The sequence below is a fragment of the Enterobacter sp. 01-M-03-SI-ECC genome (assembly GCF_047530215.1).
Classification (GTDB): domain Bacteria; phylum Pseudomonadota; class Gammaproteobacteria; order Enterobacterales; family Enterobacteriaceae; genus Enterobacter; species Enterobacter chengduensis.
In genome coordinates this window covers 162589-181299 of sequence record NZ_JBLKDA010000005.1, presented here as the reverse complement: position 1 = coordinate 181299, position 18711 = coordinate 162589, and the positions used below count along the sequence as shown (strand labels likewise).

Genomic DNA, 18711 nt, shown 5'->3' with positions numbered 1-18711 from the left:
CGATGAGTACTTTTACTGCCCCTGTCGTCACTTCCATGCAAATCATTCCGGTCGCGGGCCATGACAGCATGCTGATGAACCTGAGCGGCGCGCATGCGCCGTTCTTTACCCGCAACATCGTCATTATCAAAGACAACTCTGGCCATACGGGCGTGGGCGAAATTCCAGGCGGGGAGAAGATCCGCCAGACGCTGGAAGAGGCCATTCCGCTGGTGGTGGGCAACACGCTGGGTGAGTACAAAAATGTCCTCAACACCGTGCGCAATACCTTTGCCGATCGCGATGCCGGCGGCCGCGGCCTGCAGACCTTCGATCTGCGCACCACCATCCACGTGGTGACCGGGATTGAATCCGCCATGCTGGATCTGCTGGGCCAGCATCTGGGCGTTAACGTTGCCTCGCTGCTGGGAGAAGGTCAGCAGCGCAGCGAAGTGGAAATGCTGGGCTATCTGTTCTTTGTCGGCGACCGCAAGCTGACGCCACTGCCGTATCAGAGCCAGCCGGATGAACAATGCGACTGGTATCGGCTGCGCCACGACGCGGCGATGACCCCGGATGCGTTGGTGCGCCTGGCCGAAGCCGCGTATGAAAAATATGGCTTCAACGATTTCAAACTGAAGGGCGGCGTGCTGGCCGGTGAGAAAGAGGCACAGGCCGTCACCGCGCTGGCAAAACGTTTCCCGCAGGCGCGCGTGACGCTGGATCCGAACGGCGCATGGTCGCTTGATGAAGCGATCAAAATAGGTAAACAGCTGAAAGGCGTGCTGGCATATGCGGAAGATCCCTGCGGGGCTGAACAAGGCTTCTCGGGACGCGAAGTGATGGCGGAATTCCGTCGCGCGACGGGGCTGCCGACCGCGACCAATATGATAGCCACCGACTGGCGTCAGATGGGACACACCCTGTCATTACAGTCTGTCGACATTCCGCTGGCGGACCCGCACTTCTGGACGATGCAGGGGTCGGTGCGCGTGGCGCAGATGTGCCATGAGTTTGGCCTGACCTGGGGCTCGCACTCTAACAACCATTTCGATATCTCGCTGGCAATGTTCACGCACGTTGCCGCCGCCGCGCCGGGCACCATTACCGCTATCGATACGCACTGGATCTGGCAGGAAGGTAATCAGCGTTTGACTAAGCAGCCGTTTGAGATCAAAGGAGGCATGGTGCAGGTGCCTTCCACGCCGGGGCTGGGCGTTGAGCTGGACATGGACCAGGTGATGAAGGCCCATGAGCTGTATCAGAAACACGGTCTGGGCGCGCGGGACGACGCAATGGCAATGCAGTATCTGATCCCCGACTGGACATTCGACAATAAACGCCCGTGCATGGTACGATAAACGCATTGGGACCGCTCCCATGAGCGGTCTTTTACGTGGTGTATGCTTAACGTAACGACTATGCGTAAGGATGGCTTATGAAAATTGTTATCGCACCGGACTCGTATAAGGAAAGTTTGAGTGCGCTTGAGGTTGCGACAGCGATAGAACGGGGTTTTCGCGAGATCTTTCCCGAGGCGGTTTACGTCAAGCTGCCTGTCGCGGACGGTGGCGAAGGGACGGTTGAGGCGATGATCGCGGCCACGCAGGGACGCATTGTGCAGGTTCCGGTGACCGGCCCGCTGGGCGAGCGCGTGGAAGGCTTTTATGGCATATCCGGCGACGAGCAGAGCGCCTTTATTGAAATGGCGGCGGCAAGCGGCCTGGAGCTGGTCGTCCCGTCGCAGCGTAATCCCCTGAAAACCACCTCCTGGGGAACCGGCGAACTGATCCGTCACGCGCTGGACGCAGGCGTTAAGCATATCATCATTGGCATTGGCGGCAGCGCAACCAATGACGGCGGCGCAGGCATGGTGCAGGCGCTGGGGGCGAAGCTGCTGGACGACAATGAACAGCCTCTTGGGCTGGGCGGGGGCGAGCTGGGAAAACTCGCGCGTATCGAACTGAGCGGGCTGGACAAGCGCCTGGCGGAATGTCGGATTGAGGTGGCCTGCGATGTAACCAATCCGCTTACCGGGAAGGACGGCGCGTCAGCCGTATTTGGCCCGCAGAAGGGGGCCACACTCGAGATGATCGTCACCCTGGACAACGCGCTTGCGCAGTATGCGAACATCATTGCCCGGGATCTGGATATCGACGTGCTAAACCTTGAGGGAGGCGGCGCGGCGGGCGGCATGGGGGCGGCCCTGTACGCGTTCTGCGGCGCACAGTTGCGCCAGGGCATTGAGATCGTGACCGATGCGCTACACCTGGCCGACCAGGTGGCAGATGCGGATCTGGTGATCACGGGAGAAGGTCGCATCGACAGCCAGACGATCCACGGCAAAGTGCCTGTGGGCGTGGCGAAAATAGCGAAGCGCTTTAACAAACCCGTTATCGGCATTGCAGGGAGCCTGACGGCGGACGTCGGCGTGGTACACGATCACGGCATTGATGCGGTGTTTAGCGTGATCTATACCATCTGCTCGCTGGAAGATGCGCTGGAAAATGCCAGCGAGAACGTCAGGATGGCCGCCAGAAATATCGCGGCGGTGCTGAAAGTGGGGCAGGCATTTTAGCGATAATTGCCGGGTGGCGGCTTCGCCTTACCCGGCCTACGTTCGTGCACCTGTAGGCCCGGTAAGGCGAAGCCGCCACCGGGCTTTTTATCTCAGTTCCCCAACACCTTCATCGCTTCCCGCGTCACGTTATCCATCTCATCCAGCAGCTCCAGGAACTCCGGCTCAAGCTCCGATTCCGGCGTACCTGCGCGCAGCTGCTGCTCCAGCAGCTGGCAGAGGTTTTTCAGCCGCGGTACGCCGCTGTATCCGCAGCTGCCGTGCAGCTTATGAATGGCTTCCAGCAGCGCTTCCGGGTTTTCACCCACCAGCTGCTCTTCCACCTTATTGCGAATCTCAGGCAGGAACGCGACCAGCATTTGCAGCATGTCGCGGGCGAGATCGGGTTTACCGGCCGCCTGGCGCAGGGCGAGCTGCCAGTCCAGGGTCGCGTTCTGGTTAACGCTGATTTCAACCGGCTCGCTGGATACCGTGTACGTTCCGCCAATATGGCCCGGCTTATAGCGCAACAGCAGGTTATGCAGTTTCTCTTCATCGATGGGCTTCGCCAGATAGTCATTCATTCCGGCGCTCAGCAGCTTCTCTTTCTGACCGGCCATCGCATGGGCGGTCACCGCAATGACCGGGGTTTGCTGCTGATGCGGCAGCTGGTGGATCAGCTCGCAGGCCCGAATGCCATCCATGCCCGGCATCTGAATATCCATCAGGATTAAATCGAACTGCATCTGCTTAGCCTGTTCAACCGCCTGCGCGCCGCTGGTGCACAGCTCCACATGCTGAACCTGGTCTTCCAGCAATACGCCAATCAGCTTCAGGTTGGCCGGGTTATCATCCACCGCCATCACGCTCATCGGCAGCTTTTGCTCATCGTTAATCAGCGGGAGGGCATGCTGGCTAAGACGGCAATATTCCGTGAGGGCGGGCAGCAGGCGGGTCGCGGTGAGCGGTTTCAGCAGACACGCGGCGGCCCCGTCGTTTTTCAACTCTTCAGCATTGAGCTGGGCATGGCAGGGCAGCGCCAGCAGCAGATAGTCCGTCATCGACGCGGCTTTCGCCAGCCGCTCCTGCTGCATGGTCAGTTCGCCGGTAAAGGTGACCGGAATGCCCATCAGCAGAATGTCGTAATGCTCAACGGCAAGGGCTGAGAAGGTCGGGCTGTAGACCACCTCCAGCGGCGTGGTGCTCAGAATATCGAGCGTACACTGCGCCGCCGCCGCGTTCGGTTCGACGTAGGCCAGACGCTTGCCCTTCAGGCAGTCCGTCACCGGGCCATCGGTCAGAACGTTCGGATTGAGGTCCAGGTTAATGTGGAACCAGAAGGTGGAACCGCGGTTCGGCTGGCTGTGGAAAGAGATATCCCCGCCCATCTCGTTCACCAGGCGCTGGGTGATCACCAGTCCCAGGCCGGTACCGCCGTGACGGCGGGAAATGCTGGCGTCCGCCTGGCGGAACGCCTGGAACAGACGCGACTGATCCCGCTCCGGAATGCCGATGCCGGTATCGCGGATCTGGACTTCAATCTGGACCTTATTGCTGCTGATCGAGCGTTTCTCTACCAGAACGTCGATATTACCGCTTTCGGTGAATTTAATGGCGTTCCCGACAAGGTTGGTGATGACCTGCTGCAGGCGCAACGGATCGCCAATCACGTTATCCGGCACGTCGTTCTTAATGTTGAGCGTCAGCTCAAGGCCCTTGTCGTGCGACGAGTGCGCGAGCAGGGTTACGACCTCATCCAGCGTGCTGCGCAGCGGGAAGGGAATGCTTTCCAGGATCAGCTTGCCCGCCTCCAGCTTGGAGAAGTCCAGCACGTCGTTGATGATCGCCAGCAGGTTGTTAGCCGAACGTTCAATGGTGTGCAGATGATCGCGCTGAGTCGGGTTAAGCTCGCTTTTCAGGGTCAGGCGGGTAAAGCCGATCACGCCATTGAGCGGCGTGCGCAGCTCGTGCGACATATTGGCCAGGAATTCTGACTTAATACGCGCCGCTTCCTGGGCGCGCTTTTTCGCCAGATCCAGCTCAACGTTCTGGATTTCCATCTGCTCCAGCGTTTCGCGCAGGTCGGACGTCGCCTGGTCAACGTTGTGCTGCATCTCTTCGTGATACGCCGCCAGCGACATCGCCATCGAGTTGATGCCGTTCTTCAGCATATCCAGCTCGCCCAGCATAAACCCTTCGACCCGGCTGTCGAGCTGTCCCCGGCGGATGCGGTCTACCGTGTTGACCATGTTGCGGATGGGGCCCGTCACGTCACGCATCAGGCGCCAGCCGAAGATCAGCGCAATGCCAATGCAGAACAGCATCATCACGCCGGAGATAAAAATTTCTTTGTACTGCTGAAGCCTGACCGACTTGAGATCCAGCTCCAGCGCCACGTATCCCAGCATATTATTGCTGGATTTGGCGTCAGATTGGGCAGACTCGTCGGGAGAATAGCTTTCCGACACGATCGGCGTGCGCAGGATCATGATATCGCCGCGCCGCAGTACGGTGAGGTGGCGCGGGAAGGGCGTACCGTCGGGGATCTTCAGGGCCGCCGGGTCGAGATGAAAATTCGAGGTAACAAACAGGCGGTTATGTTCGTCGTAAACGGAGATGGCGCGCACGATGTCCGAATGCCGCCGGTGGAGCACGCTGATTAACTGACCAATGGATTCACGGTTTTGCAGGTTCATGCCGTACTCGCTGGAGACGGCGAGCGGTTCGATTATGCTGGCGCCTGCATCTTCCAGCTGTCGCTGCAAATCGTTATAGCGGTGCACCACAAAGAAGATACTCAGCAGCAAACCGATGAGAACGGTGGGGGCGAGGATCAAAATCATCATGCGCGCGCGCAGGCTGTAGTTGGTCATGGCGTTCCGTTATGGGACAATTAAGCTAATTATGTTTATATGAGAAAAATCTCGGCGATGGCGCAATTCTACTCTGCAAAGCGACGCGTGACGACGCGTCAAATCATAACCGTTGAAGCCACGGACCTGGATCCGTTTGGTCAGGGGGTGGCGCGTCACAACGGTAAGGCTCTGTTTATAACAGGTTTGCTGCCAGCAGAACGAGCAGAAATTACGCTGACGGAAGATAAACGCCAGTTCGCGCGCGGGCAGGTTAAGCGTCGCCTCAACGATAGCCCGGAGCGCGTGGCGCCTCGCTGCCCGCATTTTGGCGTGTGCGGGGGCTGCCAGCAACAGCATGCGAGCACAGAATTACAGCAAAAAAGTAAAAGCAGTGCCCTGGCGCGGTTGCTTAAGCATGACGTTAACGAAATCGTTGCCGATGAGCCCTGGGGCTATCGCCGCCGCGCGCGCCTGAGCCTCAGCTATCAGCCAAAAACGGCGCGGCTGGAGATGGGTTTTCGCAAGGCCGGTTCAAGCGATATCGTCGATGTGAGGCAGTGCCCCATTTTGGTGCCCCATCTTGAGGCGTTGCTTCCGCACGTGCGCACCTGCCTCTCCGGGCTGGAGGGCGTTCGCCACCTTGGACACGTCGAACTGGTCATGGCCAACAATGGTCCGCTGATGGTCCTGCGCCATACCGCGCCGCTGTCGAAAAAAGATCGCGAAAAACTGGAACGCTTTTCGCATTCCCACGACTTGGCGCTTTTCCTCGCGCCGCAAAGCGAGATACTTGAACAGGTTACCGGTGAGACGCCCTGGTATGCGTCAAACGGGCTACGCTTAACGTTCAGCCCGCGGGATTTCATTCAGGTGAATGATGGCGTTAACCAGCAGATGGTCGCGAAAGCGATGGCATGGCTGGACGTTCAGCAAAGCGATCGCGTACTCGATCTGTTCTGCGGCATGGGTAACTTCACGCTGCCGCTGGCGCGAGAAGCGGCCAGCGTCGTTGGCGTGGAAGGCGTTGAGGCGCTGGTGGCGAAAGGGCAGGAGAACGCGCGGCAGAACGGCTTGCAAAATGTGACATTCTTTCATCAAAATCTTGAGGAAGATGTCACGCAACAGCCGTGGGCGCAGCAGGGTTTTGACAAAATCCTGCTCGACCCGGCGCGTGCCGGCGCCCCTGGCGTGATGGCACATATTATTAAACTCGCGCCGAAGCGCGTGGTCTATGTTTCCTGTAACCCGGCGACGCTTGCCCGTGACAGCGAGGCATTACTCAGCGCGGGTTACCAGATTCAGCGTCTGGCAATGCTGGACATGTTCCCGCACACTGGGCATCTGGAATCGATGGTGTTGTTCGAGCACATCTAATTTGTTTGGCTTGTCGACTTCGACAGGCCCTGGTCCCTAAAGGAGAGGACAATGGTTGCGGTAAGAAGTGCACATCTCAATAAAGCTGGGGAGTTTGACCCACAAAAATGGATCGCAAGTCTGGGAATTTCCAGCCAGCAGTCGTGTGAACGCTTAACCGAAACCTGGGCCTATTGTCTGCGCACCACGCAGGGGCATCCCGATGCCGATCTTCTCCTGTGGCGCGGCGTGGAGATGGTGGAAATCCTCTCCATGCTGAACATGGATATCGAAACGCTGCAGGCCGCGCTTCTTTTCCCTCTGGCGGATGCAGATGTGGTCAGCGAAGACGTGCTGCGCGACAGCGTCGGTAAATCCGTTGTCGCCCTGATCCACGGCGTGCGCGATATGGCGGCCATTCGTCAGCTTAAAGCCGCGCACACCGATTCCGTCTCCTCTGAGCAGGTCGATAACGTTCGCCGGATGCTGCTGGCTATGGTGGACGACTTCCGCTGCGTGGTCATCAAGCTGGCCGAGCGTATTGCCCACCTGCGTGAGGTGAAGGATGCGCCGGAAGACGAGCGCGTGCTGGCGGCAAAAGAGTGTACAAACATCTATGCGCCGCTGGCGAACCGCTTGGGGATTGGCCAGCTGAAATGGGAGCTGGAAGACTACTGCTTCCGTTATCTGCACCCGGCGGAATATAAGCGCATTGCCAAACTCCTGCACGAGCGCCGTATCGACCGCGAGCACTATATCGAGGAGTTCGTCGGCGGCCTGCGCCAGGCGATGAAAGAAGAGAACGTGCGGGCCGAAGTCTACGGTCGACCCAAGCACATCTACAGCATCTGGCGCAAAATGCAGAAGAAACATCTCGCCTTCGACGAGCTGTTTGACGTGCGCGCCGTGCGCATTGTGGCGGAGCGTCTGCAGGACTGCTACGCCGCGCTGGGTATAGTGCACACGCACTTCCGCCATCTGCCGGATGAATTCGATGACTATGTCGCCAACCCCAAACCGAACGGCTACCAGTCTATCCATACCGTGGTGCTGGGCCCCGGCGGCAAAACGGTTGAGATTCAGATCCGCACCAAACAGATGCACGAAGACGCCGAGCTGGGCGTTGCCGCGCACTGGAAATACAAAGAAGGCACCTCCGGCGGGGCGCGTTCTGGTCACGAAGACCGCATTGCCTGGCTGCGCAAGCTGATTGCGTGGCAGGAAGAGATGGCCGACTCCGGCGAGATGCTCGACGAAGTGCGCAGCCAGGTCTTTGACGATCGGGTGTACGTCTTTACCCCGAAAGGCGACGTTGTCGACCTGCCTGCGGGCTCCACGCCGCTCGATTTTGCCTACCACATCCACAGCGATGTGGGGCACCGCTGCATTGGGGCAAAAATTGGCGGGCGTATCGTACCGTTCACCTATCAGCTGCAGATGGGTGACCAGATTGAAATCATTACCCAGAAACAGCCCAACCCGAGCCGCGACTGGCTTAACCCGAACCTGGGCTACGTCACTACCAGCCGCGGGCGCTCGAAAATTCACGCCTGGTTCCGCAAGCAGGATCGGGACAAGAATATCCTTGCCGGTCGTCAAATCCTCGACGACGAGCTGGAGCATATCGGAATCAGCCTGAAAGAGGCGGAGAAATTCCTGCTGCCGCGCTACAACTTCAACGAGCTTGACGAGCTGCTGGCGGCCATCGGCGGCGGCGATATCCGCCTGAATCAGATGGTGAACTTCCTGCAGGCGCAGTTCAATAAGCCAAGCGCGGAAGAGCAGGATGCGGCGGCGCTGAAGCAGCTGCAGCAGAAAACCTACGCGCCGCAGCAGCGCAGCAAAGACAACGGTCGCGTGGTGGTCGAGGGCGTGGGCAATCTGATGCACCACATTGCCCGCTGCTGCCAGCCTATTCCAGGCGACGATATCGTCGGCTTTATTACCCAGGGGCGCGGGATTTCGATTCACCGTTCCGACTGCGACCAGCTTGCCGAGCTTCAGTCCCATGCGCCGGAGCGCATCGTGGAAGCGGTCTGGGGGGAGAGCTATTCCGCTGGCTACTCGCTGGTGGTTCGCGTCACCGCCAACGACCGCAGCGGCCTGCTGCGCGACATCACGACCATTCTCGCCAACGAGAAGGTCAACGTGCTGGGCGTCGCCAGCCGCAGCGATACCCGCGAGCAGCTTGCCACCATCGATATGACTATCGAAATCTATAACCTGCAGGTGCTGGGCCGCGTGCTCGGTAAGCTGAACCAGGTGCCGGATGTGATTGACGCGCGTCGTCTGCACGGCGGCTAAACATCCTCTTCCGTAGGCCGGGTAAGGCAACGCCGCCACCCGGCATTTTTTATCAGGACAGAACTATGACTCAAATTGACCGCCTGCTCGGCATCATGAAGCGCCTTCGCGACCCGGAAAACGGCTGCCCGTGGGATAAAGAGCAGACTTTCGCCACCATCGCCCCGTACACCCTTGAAGAGACCTACGAGGTGCTGGACGCTATTTCCCGCGAGGATTTTGACGACCTGCGCGGCGAGCTGGGCGACCTGCTGTTCCAGGTGGTTTTCTATGCGCAGATGGCGCAGGAAGAAGGGCGCTTTAACTTTGACGATATCTGCGCTGCCATCAGCGACAAGCTTGAGCGCCGTCATCCCCATATCTTCGGTGATGCCGCTGCCGGAAACAGCGCGGAGGTGCTGACCCGCTGGGAGCAGATCAAAAGCGCCGAGCGGGCAGAGAAATCTCAGCACTCCGCGCTGGACGACATTCCGATGAGCCTGCCCGCGCTGATGCGCGCGCACAAAATCCAGAAACGCTGCTCCGCCGTGGGCTTTGACTGGACCTCCCTCGGCCCGGTGCTGGATAAAGTGCACGAAGAGATTGACGAGGTCATGCACGAAGCGCAGCAGGCGGTGGTGGATGAAGCGAAGCTTGAGGAAGAGATGGGTGACCTGCTGTTTGCGACCGTCAACCTTTCTCGCCACCTGGGTGTAAAAGCGGAAACAGCCCTGCAAAAAGCCAACCTGAAATTCGAACGCCGCTTTCGCGAAGTGGAGCGGATTGTCGCCTCGCGAGGCCTGGATATGACCGGAATTGACCTCGAGGCAATGGAAGAAGTCTGGCAGGAAGTAAAGCGCCAGGAATCTGATCTCTAACGAGATTTTGCGATCAAGCGCAATTTGTGTGATTTTTTAAATGACAAGCGCTTGATTTGCGTCAAAAACATTTACCCAAAAGGGGCTATTTTCTCACTCCTTATGTTTGTCATGGCCTGGAATGGAGACGGAGAATGAAAGTTTGTGGCGCTCGCCGTGTTCGGGTATACTACTTTCCCGTCCTGGTTATTCCATCGTTTCACCCTAACTTCTCAGGTTCAGCATGACAACGAACTATATTTTTGTGACCGGCGGGGTCGTATCCTCTCTGGGTAAAGGCATTGCCGCAGCCTCCCTCGCAGCCATTCTTGAAGCCCGTGGCCTCAATGTGACCATGATGAAACTGGATCCGTACATCAACGTCGATCCGGGCACCATGAGCCCAATCCAACACGGGGAAGTGTTCGTTACTGAAGACGGCGCTGAAACCGATCTGGATCTTGGCCACTACGAGCGTTTCATCCGCACCAAAATGACCCGTCGTAACAACTTCACGACTGGCCGCATCTACTCCGACGTTCTGCGTAAAGAGCGCCGTGGTGACTACCTGGGTGCAACCGTTCAGGTTATTCCGCACATCACTAACGCTATCAAAGAACGCATTGTGGCGGGTGGCGAAGGCCACGACGTGGTGCTGGTTGAAATCGGCGGTACCGTAGGTGATATCGAATCTCTGCCGTTCCTGGAAGCGATTCGTCAGCTGGCGGTAGATATTGGCCGTGAACACGCGCTGTTCATGCACCTGACGCTGGTGCCGTACATGGCTGCCGCAGGTGAAGTGAAAACCAAGCCGACCCAGCACTCTGTAAAAGAGCTGCTCTCTATTGGTATTCAGCCAGATATCCTGGTTTGTCGCTCCGATCGCGCGGTTCCGGCGAACGAACGTGCGAAAATTGCATTGTTCTGTAACGTGCCTGAAAAAGCCGTTATTTCAATGAAAGATGTCGATTCCATTTATAAAATCCCGGGCCTGTTGAAATCTCAGGGCCTGGACGATTATATTTGTAAACGATTCAGCTTGAACTGTCCGGAAGCTAACCTGTCTGAATGGGAACAGGTTATTTATGAAGAAGCCAATCCGGCAGGCGAAGTGACTATCGGTATGGTCGGCAAGTACATTGAACTGCCGGATGCCTATAAGTCAGTGATCGAAGCGCTGAAACACGGTGGTCTGAAGAACCGTGTCTCCGTGAACATCAAGCTGATTGATTCGCAGGATGTCGAAACGCGCGGCGTGGAAATCCTGAAAGATCTGGATGCTATCCTCATCCCTGGCGGCTTCGGCTACCGTGGTGTAGAAGGCAAGATCGCCACCGCGCGCTATGCGCGTGAAAACAATATTCCATACCTCGGCATCTGTCTGGGTATGCAGGTTGCGCTGATCGAATTTGCGCGCAACGTAGCGGGAATGGAAAACGCGAACTCTACGGAATTTGTGCCAGACTGTAAGTACCCTGTTGTGGCGCTTATCACTGAATGGCGTGACGAAGAAGGCAACGTCGAAGTCCGTACCGAGAAGAGCGATCTGGGTGGCACCATGCGTCTTGGCGCACAGGCCTGCCAGCTGTCCGACGATAGCGTGGTTCGCAAGCTGTATGGCGAGCCGGTCATCACCGAGCGTCATCGTCACCGCTATGAAGTCAACAACATGTTGTTGAAACCTATTGAAGCCGCGGGCCTGCGTGTTGCGGGACGCTCCGGGGACGATCAGTTAGTCGAGATCATTGAAGTGCCAAACCATCCTTGGTTTGTCGCCTGCCAGTTCCACCCGGAATTTACTTCAACGCCACGTGACGGGCATCCGCTGTTTGCAGGCTTCGTGAAGGCCGCCAGCGACTACCAGAAGCGTCAGGCGAAGTAAAAAAAGTTAGAACGGCAACGCGTACCCTGGGTACGCGTTGTTTGTCTGGAGTTTTAGTTTAACTTGTACTGAGGAAAATCTAATGTCCAAAATCGTTAAAGTCATCGGTCGTGAAATCATCGACTCCCGTGGTAACCCGACCGTTGAAGCCGAAGTTCATCTGGAAGGTGGTTTCGTCGGTATGGCAGCTGCTCCATCAGGTGCTTCTACCGGTTCCCGCGAAGCGCTGGAACTGCGTGATGGCGACAAATCCCGCTTCCTGGGCAAAGGCGTACTGAAAGCGGTTGGCGCTGTAAACGGTCCTATTGCTCAGGCAATCATTGGCAAAGACGCCAAAGACCAGGCTGGCATCGACAAGATCATGATCGATCTGGACGGTACTGAAAACAAATCTAACTTCGGTGCGAACGCAATCCTGGCCGTTTCCCTGGCGAACGCCAAAGCGGCGGCTGCTGCGAAAGGTATGCCACTGTTCGAGCACATCGCTGAACTGAACGGCACCCCAGGCAAATACTCCATGCCTGTACCAATGATGAATATCATCAACGGTGGTGAGCACGCGGACAACAACGTTGATATTCAGGAATTCATGATTCAGCCAGTTGGCGCGAAATCCCTGAAAGAAGCGGTACGTATGGGTTCTGAAGTGTTCCACAACCTGGCTAAAGTTCTGAAAGCTAAAGGTATGAACACAGCTGTGGGTGACGAAGGTGGCTACGCGCCAAACCTGGGTTCTAACGCAGAAGCGCTGGCTGTTATCGCTGAAGCGGTAAAAGCAGCGGGCTACGAGCTGGGCAAAGACATCACCCTGGCGATGGACTGTGCAGCATCTGAATTCTACAAAGACGGTAAATACGTTCTGGCTGGCGAAGGCAACAAAGCGTTCACCTCCGAAGAGTTCACTCACTTCCTGGAAGACCTGACCAAACAGTACCCAATCGTCTCTATCGAAGACGGTCTGGACGAGTCTGACTGGGATGGCTTCGCATACCAGACTAAAGTACTGGGCGACAAAATCCAGCTGGTGGGTGACGACCTGTTCGTAACCAACACCAAGATCCTGAAAGAAGGTATCGAGAAAGGCATCGTTAACTCCATCCTGATCAAATTCAACCAGATCGGTTCTCTGACCGAAACTCTGGCTGCGATCAAAATGGCGAAAGACGCTGGCTACACTGCGGTTATCTCTCACCGTTCTGGCGAAACTGAAGACGCTACCATTGCCGACCTGGCTGTGGGTACCGCTGCAGGCCAGATCAAAACCGGTTCTATGAGCCGTTCTGACCGTGTTGCTAAATACAACCAGCTGATTCGTATCGAAGAAGCGCTGGGCGAAAAAGCACCATACAACGGTCGTAAAGAGATCAAAGGCCAGGCATAATCGCCTAAGCCTTAAAATGAAAATGCCAGTCGAAAGACTGGCATTTTTTTTGGCTATTTAAAATCGACCGCCATTTGCTCCGGAATGGTCAGCCCCTGGGTGGTTTGCACGCAGCGGGCGATATAATCCGTAAACCGGGGTGGCTTCGGCATTCCCATGCTCAGCAGCTTATCGTTGCTGAAGCGCACGTTCAGCGTGGCAAACGCACCGTATAACCGCATGGCTTTCAGCATCAGACGTTCGTTGCACGGGCCAAAAATATCTTTCAGCTCGCGGCGCATTCTGACCAGCGTTTCATAGCTGACCTGCGCATATTTATCACCGACGGGGGCTTTCTCCAGCGCATGCGCCATTGCCTGGTCGATATCCGCAAAGCGAACGCTGTTCTCCTCACCGGCAGAAATGTGCACCACTTCCCCCGGACGCGCGTTGCTGTTAAGCAGCATCAACAGCGCATCGGCGCAATAATCCACCGGAACAACGTCGATCCGGTCTTCCATAGAGCACATAAATTTCTGCAGCATCAGGCCCATGCTAAAGACCCAGAAAATGCTGCTCGACGGCGTGCAGCCGTGGCGGGTATGGCCGACAACGATGGACGGGCGGGCGATGAGCAGCGGCAGGTTCGGACACTCCTGGCGCATCAGCTGTTCGATGGTTGACTTCGAAAACGTGTATTCCACCAGGTGTTCAGCATTCTCTCTGAATTCCGCGCTTTCAGCGACCAGTGAATCCTGCTCCGGCGTGCATGACATCGCGGTGCCAACGTGGAGGAAACGCTGCAGTCCTGCGACCTGCTCCATACGGCGCGCGAGCGCGAGCGTACCCTCAACGTTGACCTTCCAGATGAGCGGGTTATTGCCAAATGAGGCAACCGCCGCACTGTTCACGACGTGCGTGACCCGATCCAGACGGGGATCGTTCAGGAAGGCTTCAGGCTGGCTGAGGTCGCCAATCAGAATATTATCCACGTTCAGAGAGGCCAGTTTCTCCTCGGGAACGTTGAACTTACGCATGTTCTCCAGCACGCGCTCCAGCCCGCTCTGCGGGTCGCCGGCACGCGCGAGCAAAAGGAGTTTAACGGATTGATCGCTGGTCAGGATTTTTTCAAGTACTGCACCGCCCAGAAATCCGGTCACGCCTGTAATCAATAGCATCTTCATTAATACCGTCTCATTATGATTGATGAGGCGGATTGTAGGCGCGCAAAAGTAAACGGCGTTTAAATAATAAATCGCCGGAATCAATGGCATCTTAAGCTTATTTTAAGGAAAGGAAATCGGCTGGATATTTTGGACAATATCGGAAAGACAAAAATTCACTTTATTAAAAATTAAATTCTAACTTTTTGAATGTAATGGTTTTTATGGAAGGCTATCCAAATAGCTCACGTAATACAAAATGTAATAAATATAATAATTTGTTACACCAAACATTTACCAAATAAATGCGTTAAACCTCACTTAACAAAAATCAGACGACAGACGTCGCAGGCTATTTTATTTAGCCTGCGAAGGGTTTTCTTAAAGTAACAGGGGAAGCGTGGCGCTGGCTGTTTGTTGGCTAACGTCGCCGTAATGCCCGTCCAGCGCAATCATAGAGGTGGTCAGCAGCTCGACCAGCAGCATGACTCCAACCTTAGCATTGAGCGCACCCGCGCTGAGGGGCCCCTCTGGTTTGGCGGCAACCAGCTGCATGTCGCTCAGGGACGCCAGCGGGCTGCGGGGCGTATTGCTGAGCGCCAGAACCTTGACGCCGCGCTTGCGGGCAAGCTTTACCACGTGGAGTAAATCCCGCGTTGAACCCGAACTGGAGATGGCCACAACCAGCGTCTCTTTTGAAAGCGTTGTCGCGTTCATGGCCGCGCGGTGCATATCGCTAAACAGCTGGGCAGGCTTACCCAGACGCAACAGCTTGTAGTGCAAATACTCCCCGAGGATCGCGCTGGCCGCAACGCCATAAATCTGCACGGACTGCGCCTGATGAAGCGCCAGTGCGGCCTTTTCAAGCAGCGTGCGGTCGAGGAGCCGGGCGGTATCCTGCAAAGCCTGCACCGACTCATCCACCACGCTATCAATTTCATCCCCCGCCTGGCGGACGGGCTGACCCTGCTGAATATCCAGCGCAAGCGCCATTTTAAATTCGTTATAGCCTTTGCAGCCCAGCGTGCGGCAAAGACGCGTGACGCTGGCCTCGCTGGTGTGGCTCTCGCGCGCCAGCTCGGTGATCGTCAGGTAGAGCACCCGGGCTGGATCGCTGAGGACAAACTCACCAAGTTTTTGTTGCGTTGGGCTGTACCCGGAAGCCTCCTGGCGTAGCTTCAGCAGCAGGTTTTCATGGTCTGACATGCTCGATCCTTAATGCGTTTCTCTGCGACTAGTGTGGCGGAAAGCGGGGGAGAGATGCCAGTCATTTTGAAAAAGTATGATCGTCGTCCTGGTTTTTGATGATAATTTTCACTATTAAGTATTTATGTGGTAAAAATTTTCATCTAATTATGGGGAGATGAAAAAATGATGCAAATGTTCAGTGGCGCTTCTTCAGGGGGATGGTTTGAAAAAGCGCAGCGCTTTGGCAAATCCTTTATGTTGCCCATCGCCGTGCTGCCGGCGGCGGGTCTGCTGCTGGGGATAGGCGGCGCGTTATCCAATCCCAATACGCTGGCGGCTTATCCGTTTTTAGACGTAGGCTGGCTGCAGGCCATTTTCACCATCATGAGCAGTGCGGGTTCGATCGTGTTTGCGAACCTCTCGGTGCTGTTTGCGGTGGGTGTTGCCGTCGGGCTGGCAAAAAGCGATAAGGGGACGGCTGGGCTGGCGGCGCTGCTCGCATTTCTGGTGATGAATGCCACCATTAACGCGCTGCTGATCCTTACCGGCACGCTGGCGCATGAGAACCCTGGCGCCGTGGGGCAGGGCATGACGCTGGGCATTCAGACGCTGGAAACCGGCGTGTTTGGCGGCGTGGTGATTGGGCTGGTGACCTGCGCGCTCCATCATCGGTTTAATAAAATTGCGCTTCCGCAGTTCCTCGGGTTCTTTGGCGGCTCGCGCTTTGTCCCGATTATCAGCTCGCTGGCGGCGATCCTCGTCGGCGCGCTCATGACCGTGGTCTGGCCGCATTTTCAGAAGCTGATTTTTGGTCTGGGCGGGCTGGTGGACGCCACCGGCTATCTGGGTACCCTGCTGTACGGCTTTATTCTCCGCATGCTGGGCCCGTTTGGTTTGCACCACATCTTCTACCTGCCGTTCTGGACCACCGCGCTTGGCGGGAGTGAAATCGTCAACGGACACCTCGTGGAAGGTACGCAGCGGATTTTCTTCGCCCAGCTAGCCGACCCGACAACGCGTCAGTTTTATGAAGGCACGTCGCGCTTCATGTCAGGGCGCTTTATTACGATGATGTTTGGCCTGCTCGGCGCGTGCCTGGCGATGTACCACACCGCCAGGCCCGAGAACAAAAAGCGCGTTGCCGGGCTGCTGCTCTCTGCGGCGTTAACCTCGTTCCTGACCGGGATTACCGAGCCTATCGAGTTCTCGTTCCTGTTTATTGCGCCGGTGCTCTACGTCATTCATGCGCTGTTTGACGGGCTGGCCTTCATGCTTGCGCACATGCTGCATATCACCATCGGACAAACCTTCTCCGGCGGCTTCATCGACTTCGTGCTGTTCGGCATTTTGCAGGGCGAAGCCAAAACCCACTGGATGTTCGTTCCGCTGGTCGGCGTACCGTGGTTCTTCCTTTACTACTTCACCTTCCGCTACCTGATTAACCGCTTTGATTTCGCCACGCCGGGCCGTGAAAAGACGGCGATGGTTGATGAAGTGAGCCTGCCGCAAAGCGAGCGCGCTGCGGCGGTGATCGCCGGATTAGGCGGAAAGGACAATCTGGACGAGGTGGACTGCTGCGCCACGCGCCTTCGCGTTACGGTCAAAGACGGCAGCAAGGTGAATGAGGTGGCACTGAAAGCGACCGGCGCGCGCGGCGTTATCGTGCGCGGCAACGGTGTTCAGGTCATTTATGGCCCGCACGTCACCATTATCAAAAATGAAGTGGAAGAGAGCTTATCGTAATGAAAACTGTACTGGATAACCTGAAGGGAAAGCTGGTCGTCTCCTGTCAGGCGCTGGAAAATGAACCGCTGCACAGCCCGTTTATTATGTCGCGAATGGCGCTCGCTGCCGCGCAGGGCGGGGCCGCGGCTATCCGCGCTAACAGCGTGGTGGATATTGTGGCCATTAAGGAGCGGGTGTCTTTGCCGGTTATCGGCATCATCAAGCGTGACTATCCCGGTAGCGACGTGTTCATCACCGCGACGATGAAAGAGGTGGATGAGCTCATGACGGTTGCGCCGGAAATCATTGCCCTTGATGCCACGGCGCGGGAACGTCCCGGTGGGGAATACCTTGAAGCACTGGTCAGGCGGATCCGCTCACGCTATCCCGCGGTATTGCTGATGGCGGATATTGCCACGGTCGAAGAGGCCGTGACGGCGCAGGCGCTGGGCTTTGACTGCGTCGGCACCACGCTCTACGGCTATACGGCGGGAACGGCGGGCCATTCGCTTCCGGAGAATGACTGCGCGTTCCTGAAGGCAGTGCTCGCTGCCGTGACGGTGCCAGTGGTGGCCGAAGGCAACGTCGATACGCCTGAACGCGCGGCCAGATGTCTGGCGCTGGGCGCGCATACGGTCGTTGTCGGCGGGGCGATCACCCGTCCGCAGCAAATCACTGAACGGTTTATGGCGGCGATTGGCGCGCAAAGCACCGATGGAGCATGACCATCCGGCGGGGATCTGCGATACTTATCGTTTATCCCCTTAACTGAGATGACTATGCAGTACCCGATTAACGAGATGTTCCAGACCCTGCAAGGCGAGGGTTACTTTACCGGCGTTCCCGCTATTTTCATTCGCTTACAGGGATGCCCGGTTGGCTGTGCCTGGTGTGATACCAAACATACGTGGGATAAGCTCGCAGATCGGGAAGTGTCGCTGTTTAGCATTCTGGCGAAAACCAAAGAGAGCGATAAGTGGGGCGCGGGCAGTTCAGAAGATCTGCTGGCCATTATTGGCCGTCAGGGCTGGACGGCTCGCCACGTCGTGATCACCGGCGGTGAACCCTGCATTCACGACCTGACGCCGCTGACCGAGCTGCTTGAAAAGAACGGCTACAGCTGCCAGATTGAAACCAGCGGGACCCATGAAGTGCGCTGTTCGCACGCGACCTGGGTGACGGTATCACCAAAAGTGAATATGCGCGGCGGGTATGACGTGCTGTCTCAGGCGCTGGAGCGCGCGGATGAGATCAAGCACCCGGTAGGGCGCGTGCGCGATATCGAAGCGCTGGATGAACTGCTGGCCACGCTGACGGATGAAAAGCAGCGGGTGATTGCCCTGCAGCCGATCAGCCAGAAAGAGGATGCAACGCGTCTGTGCATTGAAACCTGCATAGCGCGCAACTGGCGCCTGTCGATGCAGACGCACAAGTATCTGAATATTGCATAAAAAAAAGCCCGGTGGCGCGAGCGCTTACCGGGCGTACGGTTCTGGGCACTTGTAGGCC

The 18711-nt window shown here is 56.9% G+C and carries 13 protein-coding genes; 10 read left to right on the top strand and 3 right to left on the bottom strand.

The genetic code is table 11. The features are described from left to right. Positions 1–2: 2 nt before the first annotated feature. Positions 3–1340: a glucarate dehydratase gene (gudD, locus tag ACMWKK_RS07355; protein ID WP_112780977.1), complete on the top strand. Its 1338-nt coding sequence runs from the start codon at positions 3–5 to the stop codon at positions 1338–1340. 77 nt (positions 1341–1417) lie between these two features. Then, complete coding sequence (locus ACMWKK_RS07350; RefSeq protein ID WP_112780976.1) at positions 1418–2557, top strand: glycerate kinase; 1140 nt, start codon at positions 1418–1420, stop codon at positions 2555–2557. Between the two features lie 92 nt (positions 2558–2649). Here ACMWKK_RS07350 and barA read toward each other — a convergent pair whose 3' ends face one another. Beyond that, on the bottom strand, positions 2650–5409 hold the full coding sequence (gene barA / locus ACMWKK_RS07345; RefSeq protein ID WP_045330577.1) for a two-component sensor histidine kinase BarA: 2760 nt from the start codon (positions 5407–5409) through the stop codon (positions 2650–2652). A gap of 57 nt (positions 5410–5466) precedes the next feature. On the opposite strand from barA, the gene rlmD reads away from it, so the two are divergent. The 5 genes from rlmD to eno all read left to right on the top strand — a co-directional run bounded on the left by rlmD (position 5467) and on the right by eno (position 13147). After that, complete coding sequence (gene rlmD, locus ACMWKK_RS07340) at positions 5467–6765, top strand: 23S rRNA (uracil(1939)-C(5))-methyltransferase RlmD (RefSeq protein WP_045330580.1); 1299 nt, start codon at positions 5467–5469, stop codon at positions 6763–6765. Between the two features lie 51 nt (positions 6766–6816). Further along, complete coding sequence (gene relA / locus ACMWKK_RS07335; RefSeq protein WP_008499628.1) at positions 6817–9048, top strand: GTP diphosphokinase; 2232 nt, start codon at positions 6817–6819, stop codon at positions 9046–9048. Positions 9049–9113: 65 nt separating this feature from the next. Further along, positions 9114–9905, top strand: coding sequence for a nucleoside triphosphate pyrophosphohydrolase (mazG, locus tag ACMWKK_RS07330; protein ID WP_045330583.1), 792 nt, complete (start codon positions 9114–9116; stop codon positions 9903–9905). A 223-nt stretch (positions 9906–10128) separates the two neighbouring features. Then, positions 10129–11766, top strand: coding sequence for a glutamine hydrolyzing CTP synthase (pyrG, locus tag ACMWKK_RS07325; RefSeq protein WP_023309013.1), 1638 nt, complete (start codon positions 10129–10131; stop codon positions 11764–11766). A gap of 82 nt (positions 11767–11848) precedes the next feature. Further along, positions 11849–13147: a phosphopyruvate hydratase gene (eno, locus tag ACMWKK_RS07320; protein ID WP_045330584.1), complete on the top strand. Its 1299-nt coding sequence runs from the start codon at positions 11849–11851 to the stop codon at positions 13145–13147. A 53-nt stretch (positions 13148–13200) separates the two neighbouring features. Here eno and ACMWKK_RS07315 read toward each other — a convergent pair whose 3' ends face one another. Both ACMWKK_RS07315 and ACMWKK_RS07310 read right to left on the bottom strand, forming a co-directional pair. Further along, on the bottom strand, positions 13201–14310 hold the full coding sequence (locus ACMWKK_RS07315; RefSeq protein ID WP_112780975.1) for an SDR family oxidoreductase: 1110 nt from the start codon (positions 14308–14310) through the stop codon (positions 13201–13203). A gap of 360 nt (positions 14311–14670) precedes the next feature. Beyond that, entirely contained in the window at positions 14671–15495 is an 825-nt protein-coding gene (locus ACMWKK_RS07310) for a MurR/RpiR family transcriptional regulator (RefSeq protein WP_045330588.1), read from the bottom strand. A gap of 165 nt (positions 15496–15660) precedes the next feature. On the opposite strand from ACMWKK_RS07310, the gene ACMWKK_RS07305 reads away from it, so the two are divergent. The 3 genes from ACMWKK_RS07305 to queE are packed head-to-tail and all read left to right on the top strand — an operon-like array spanning position 15661 to position 18653. Beyond that, positions 15661–17220: a PTS transporter subunit EIIC gene (locus tag ACMWKK_RS07305; protein ID WP_112780974.1), complete on the top strand. Its 1560-nt coding sequence runs from the start codon at positions 15661–15663 to the stop codon at positions 17218–17220. Continuing rightward, the gene (locus ACMWKK_RS07300; RefSeq protein ID WP_112780973.1) at positions 17220–17927 is read left to right on the top strand and encodes an N-acetylmannosamine-6-phosphate 2-epimerase; all 708 of its coding nucleotides are present in this window, start codon (positions 17220–17222) and stop codon (positions 17925–17927) included. Before ACMWKK_RS07305 ends, ACMWKK_RS07300 begins: the two co-directional genes overlap by 1 nt. A gap of 54 nt (positions 17928–17981) precedes the next feature. Further along, positions 17982–18653 (top strand): 7-carboxy-7-deazaguanine synthase QueE, encoded by a 672-nt coding sequence (gene queE, locus ACMWKK_RS07295; RefSeq protein WP_032643113.1) that lies wholly within the window; start codon positions 17982–17984, stop codon positions 18651–18653. Positions 18654–18711 lie beyond the last annotated feature (58 nt).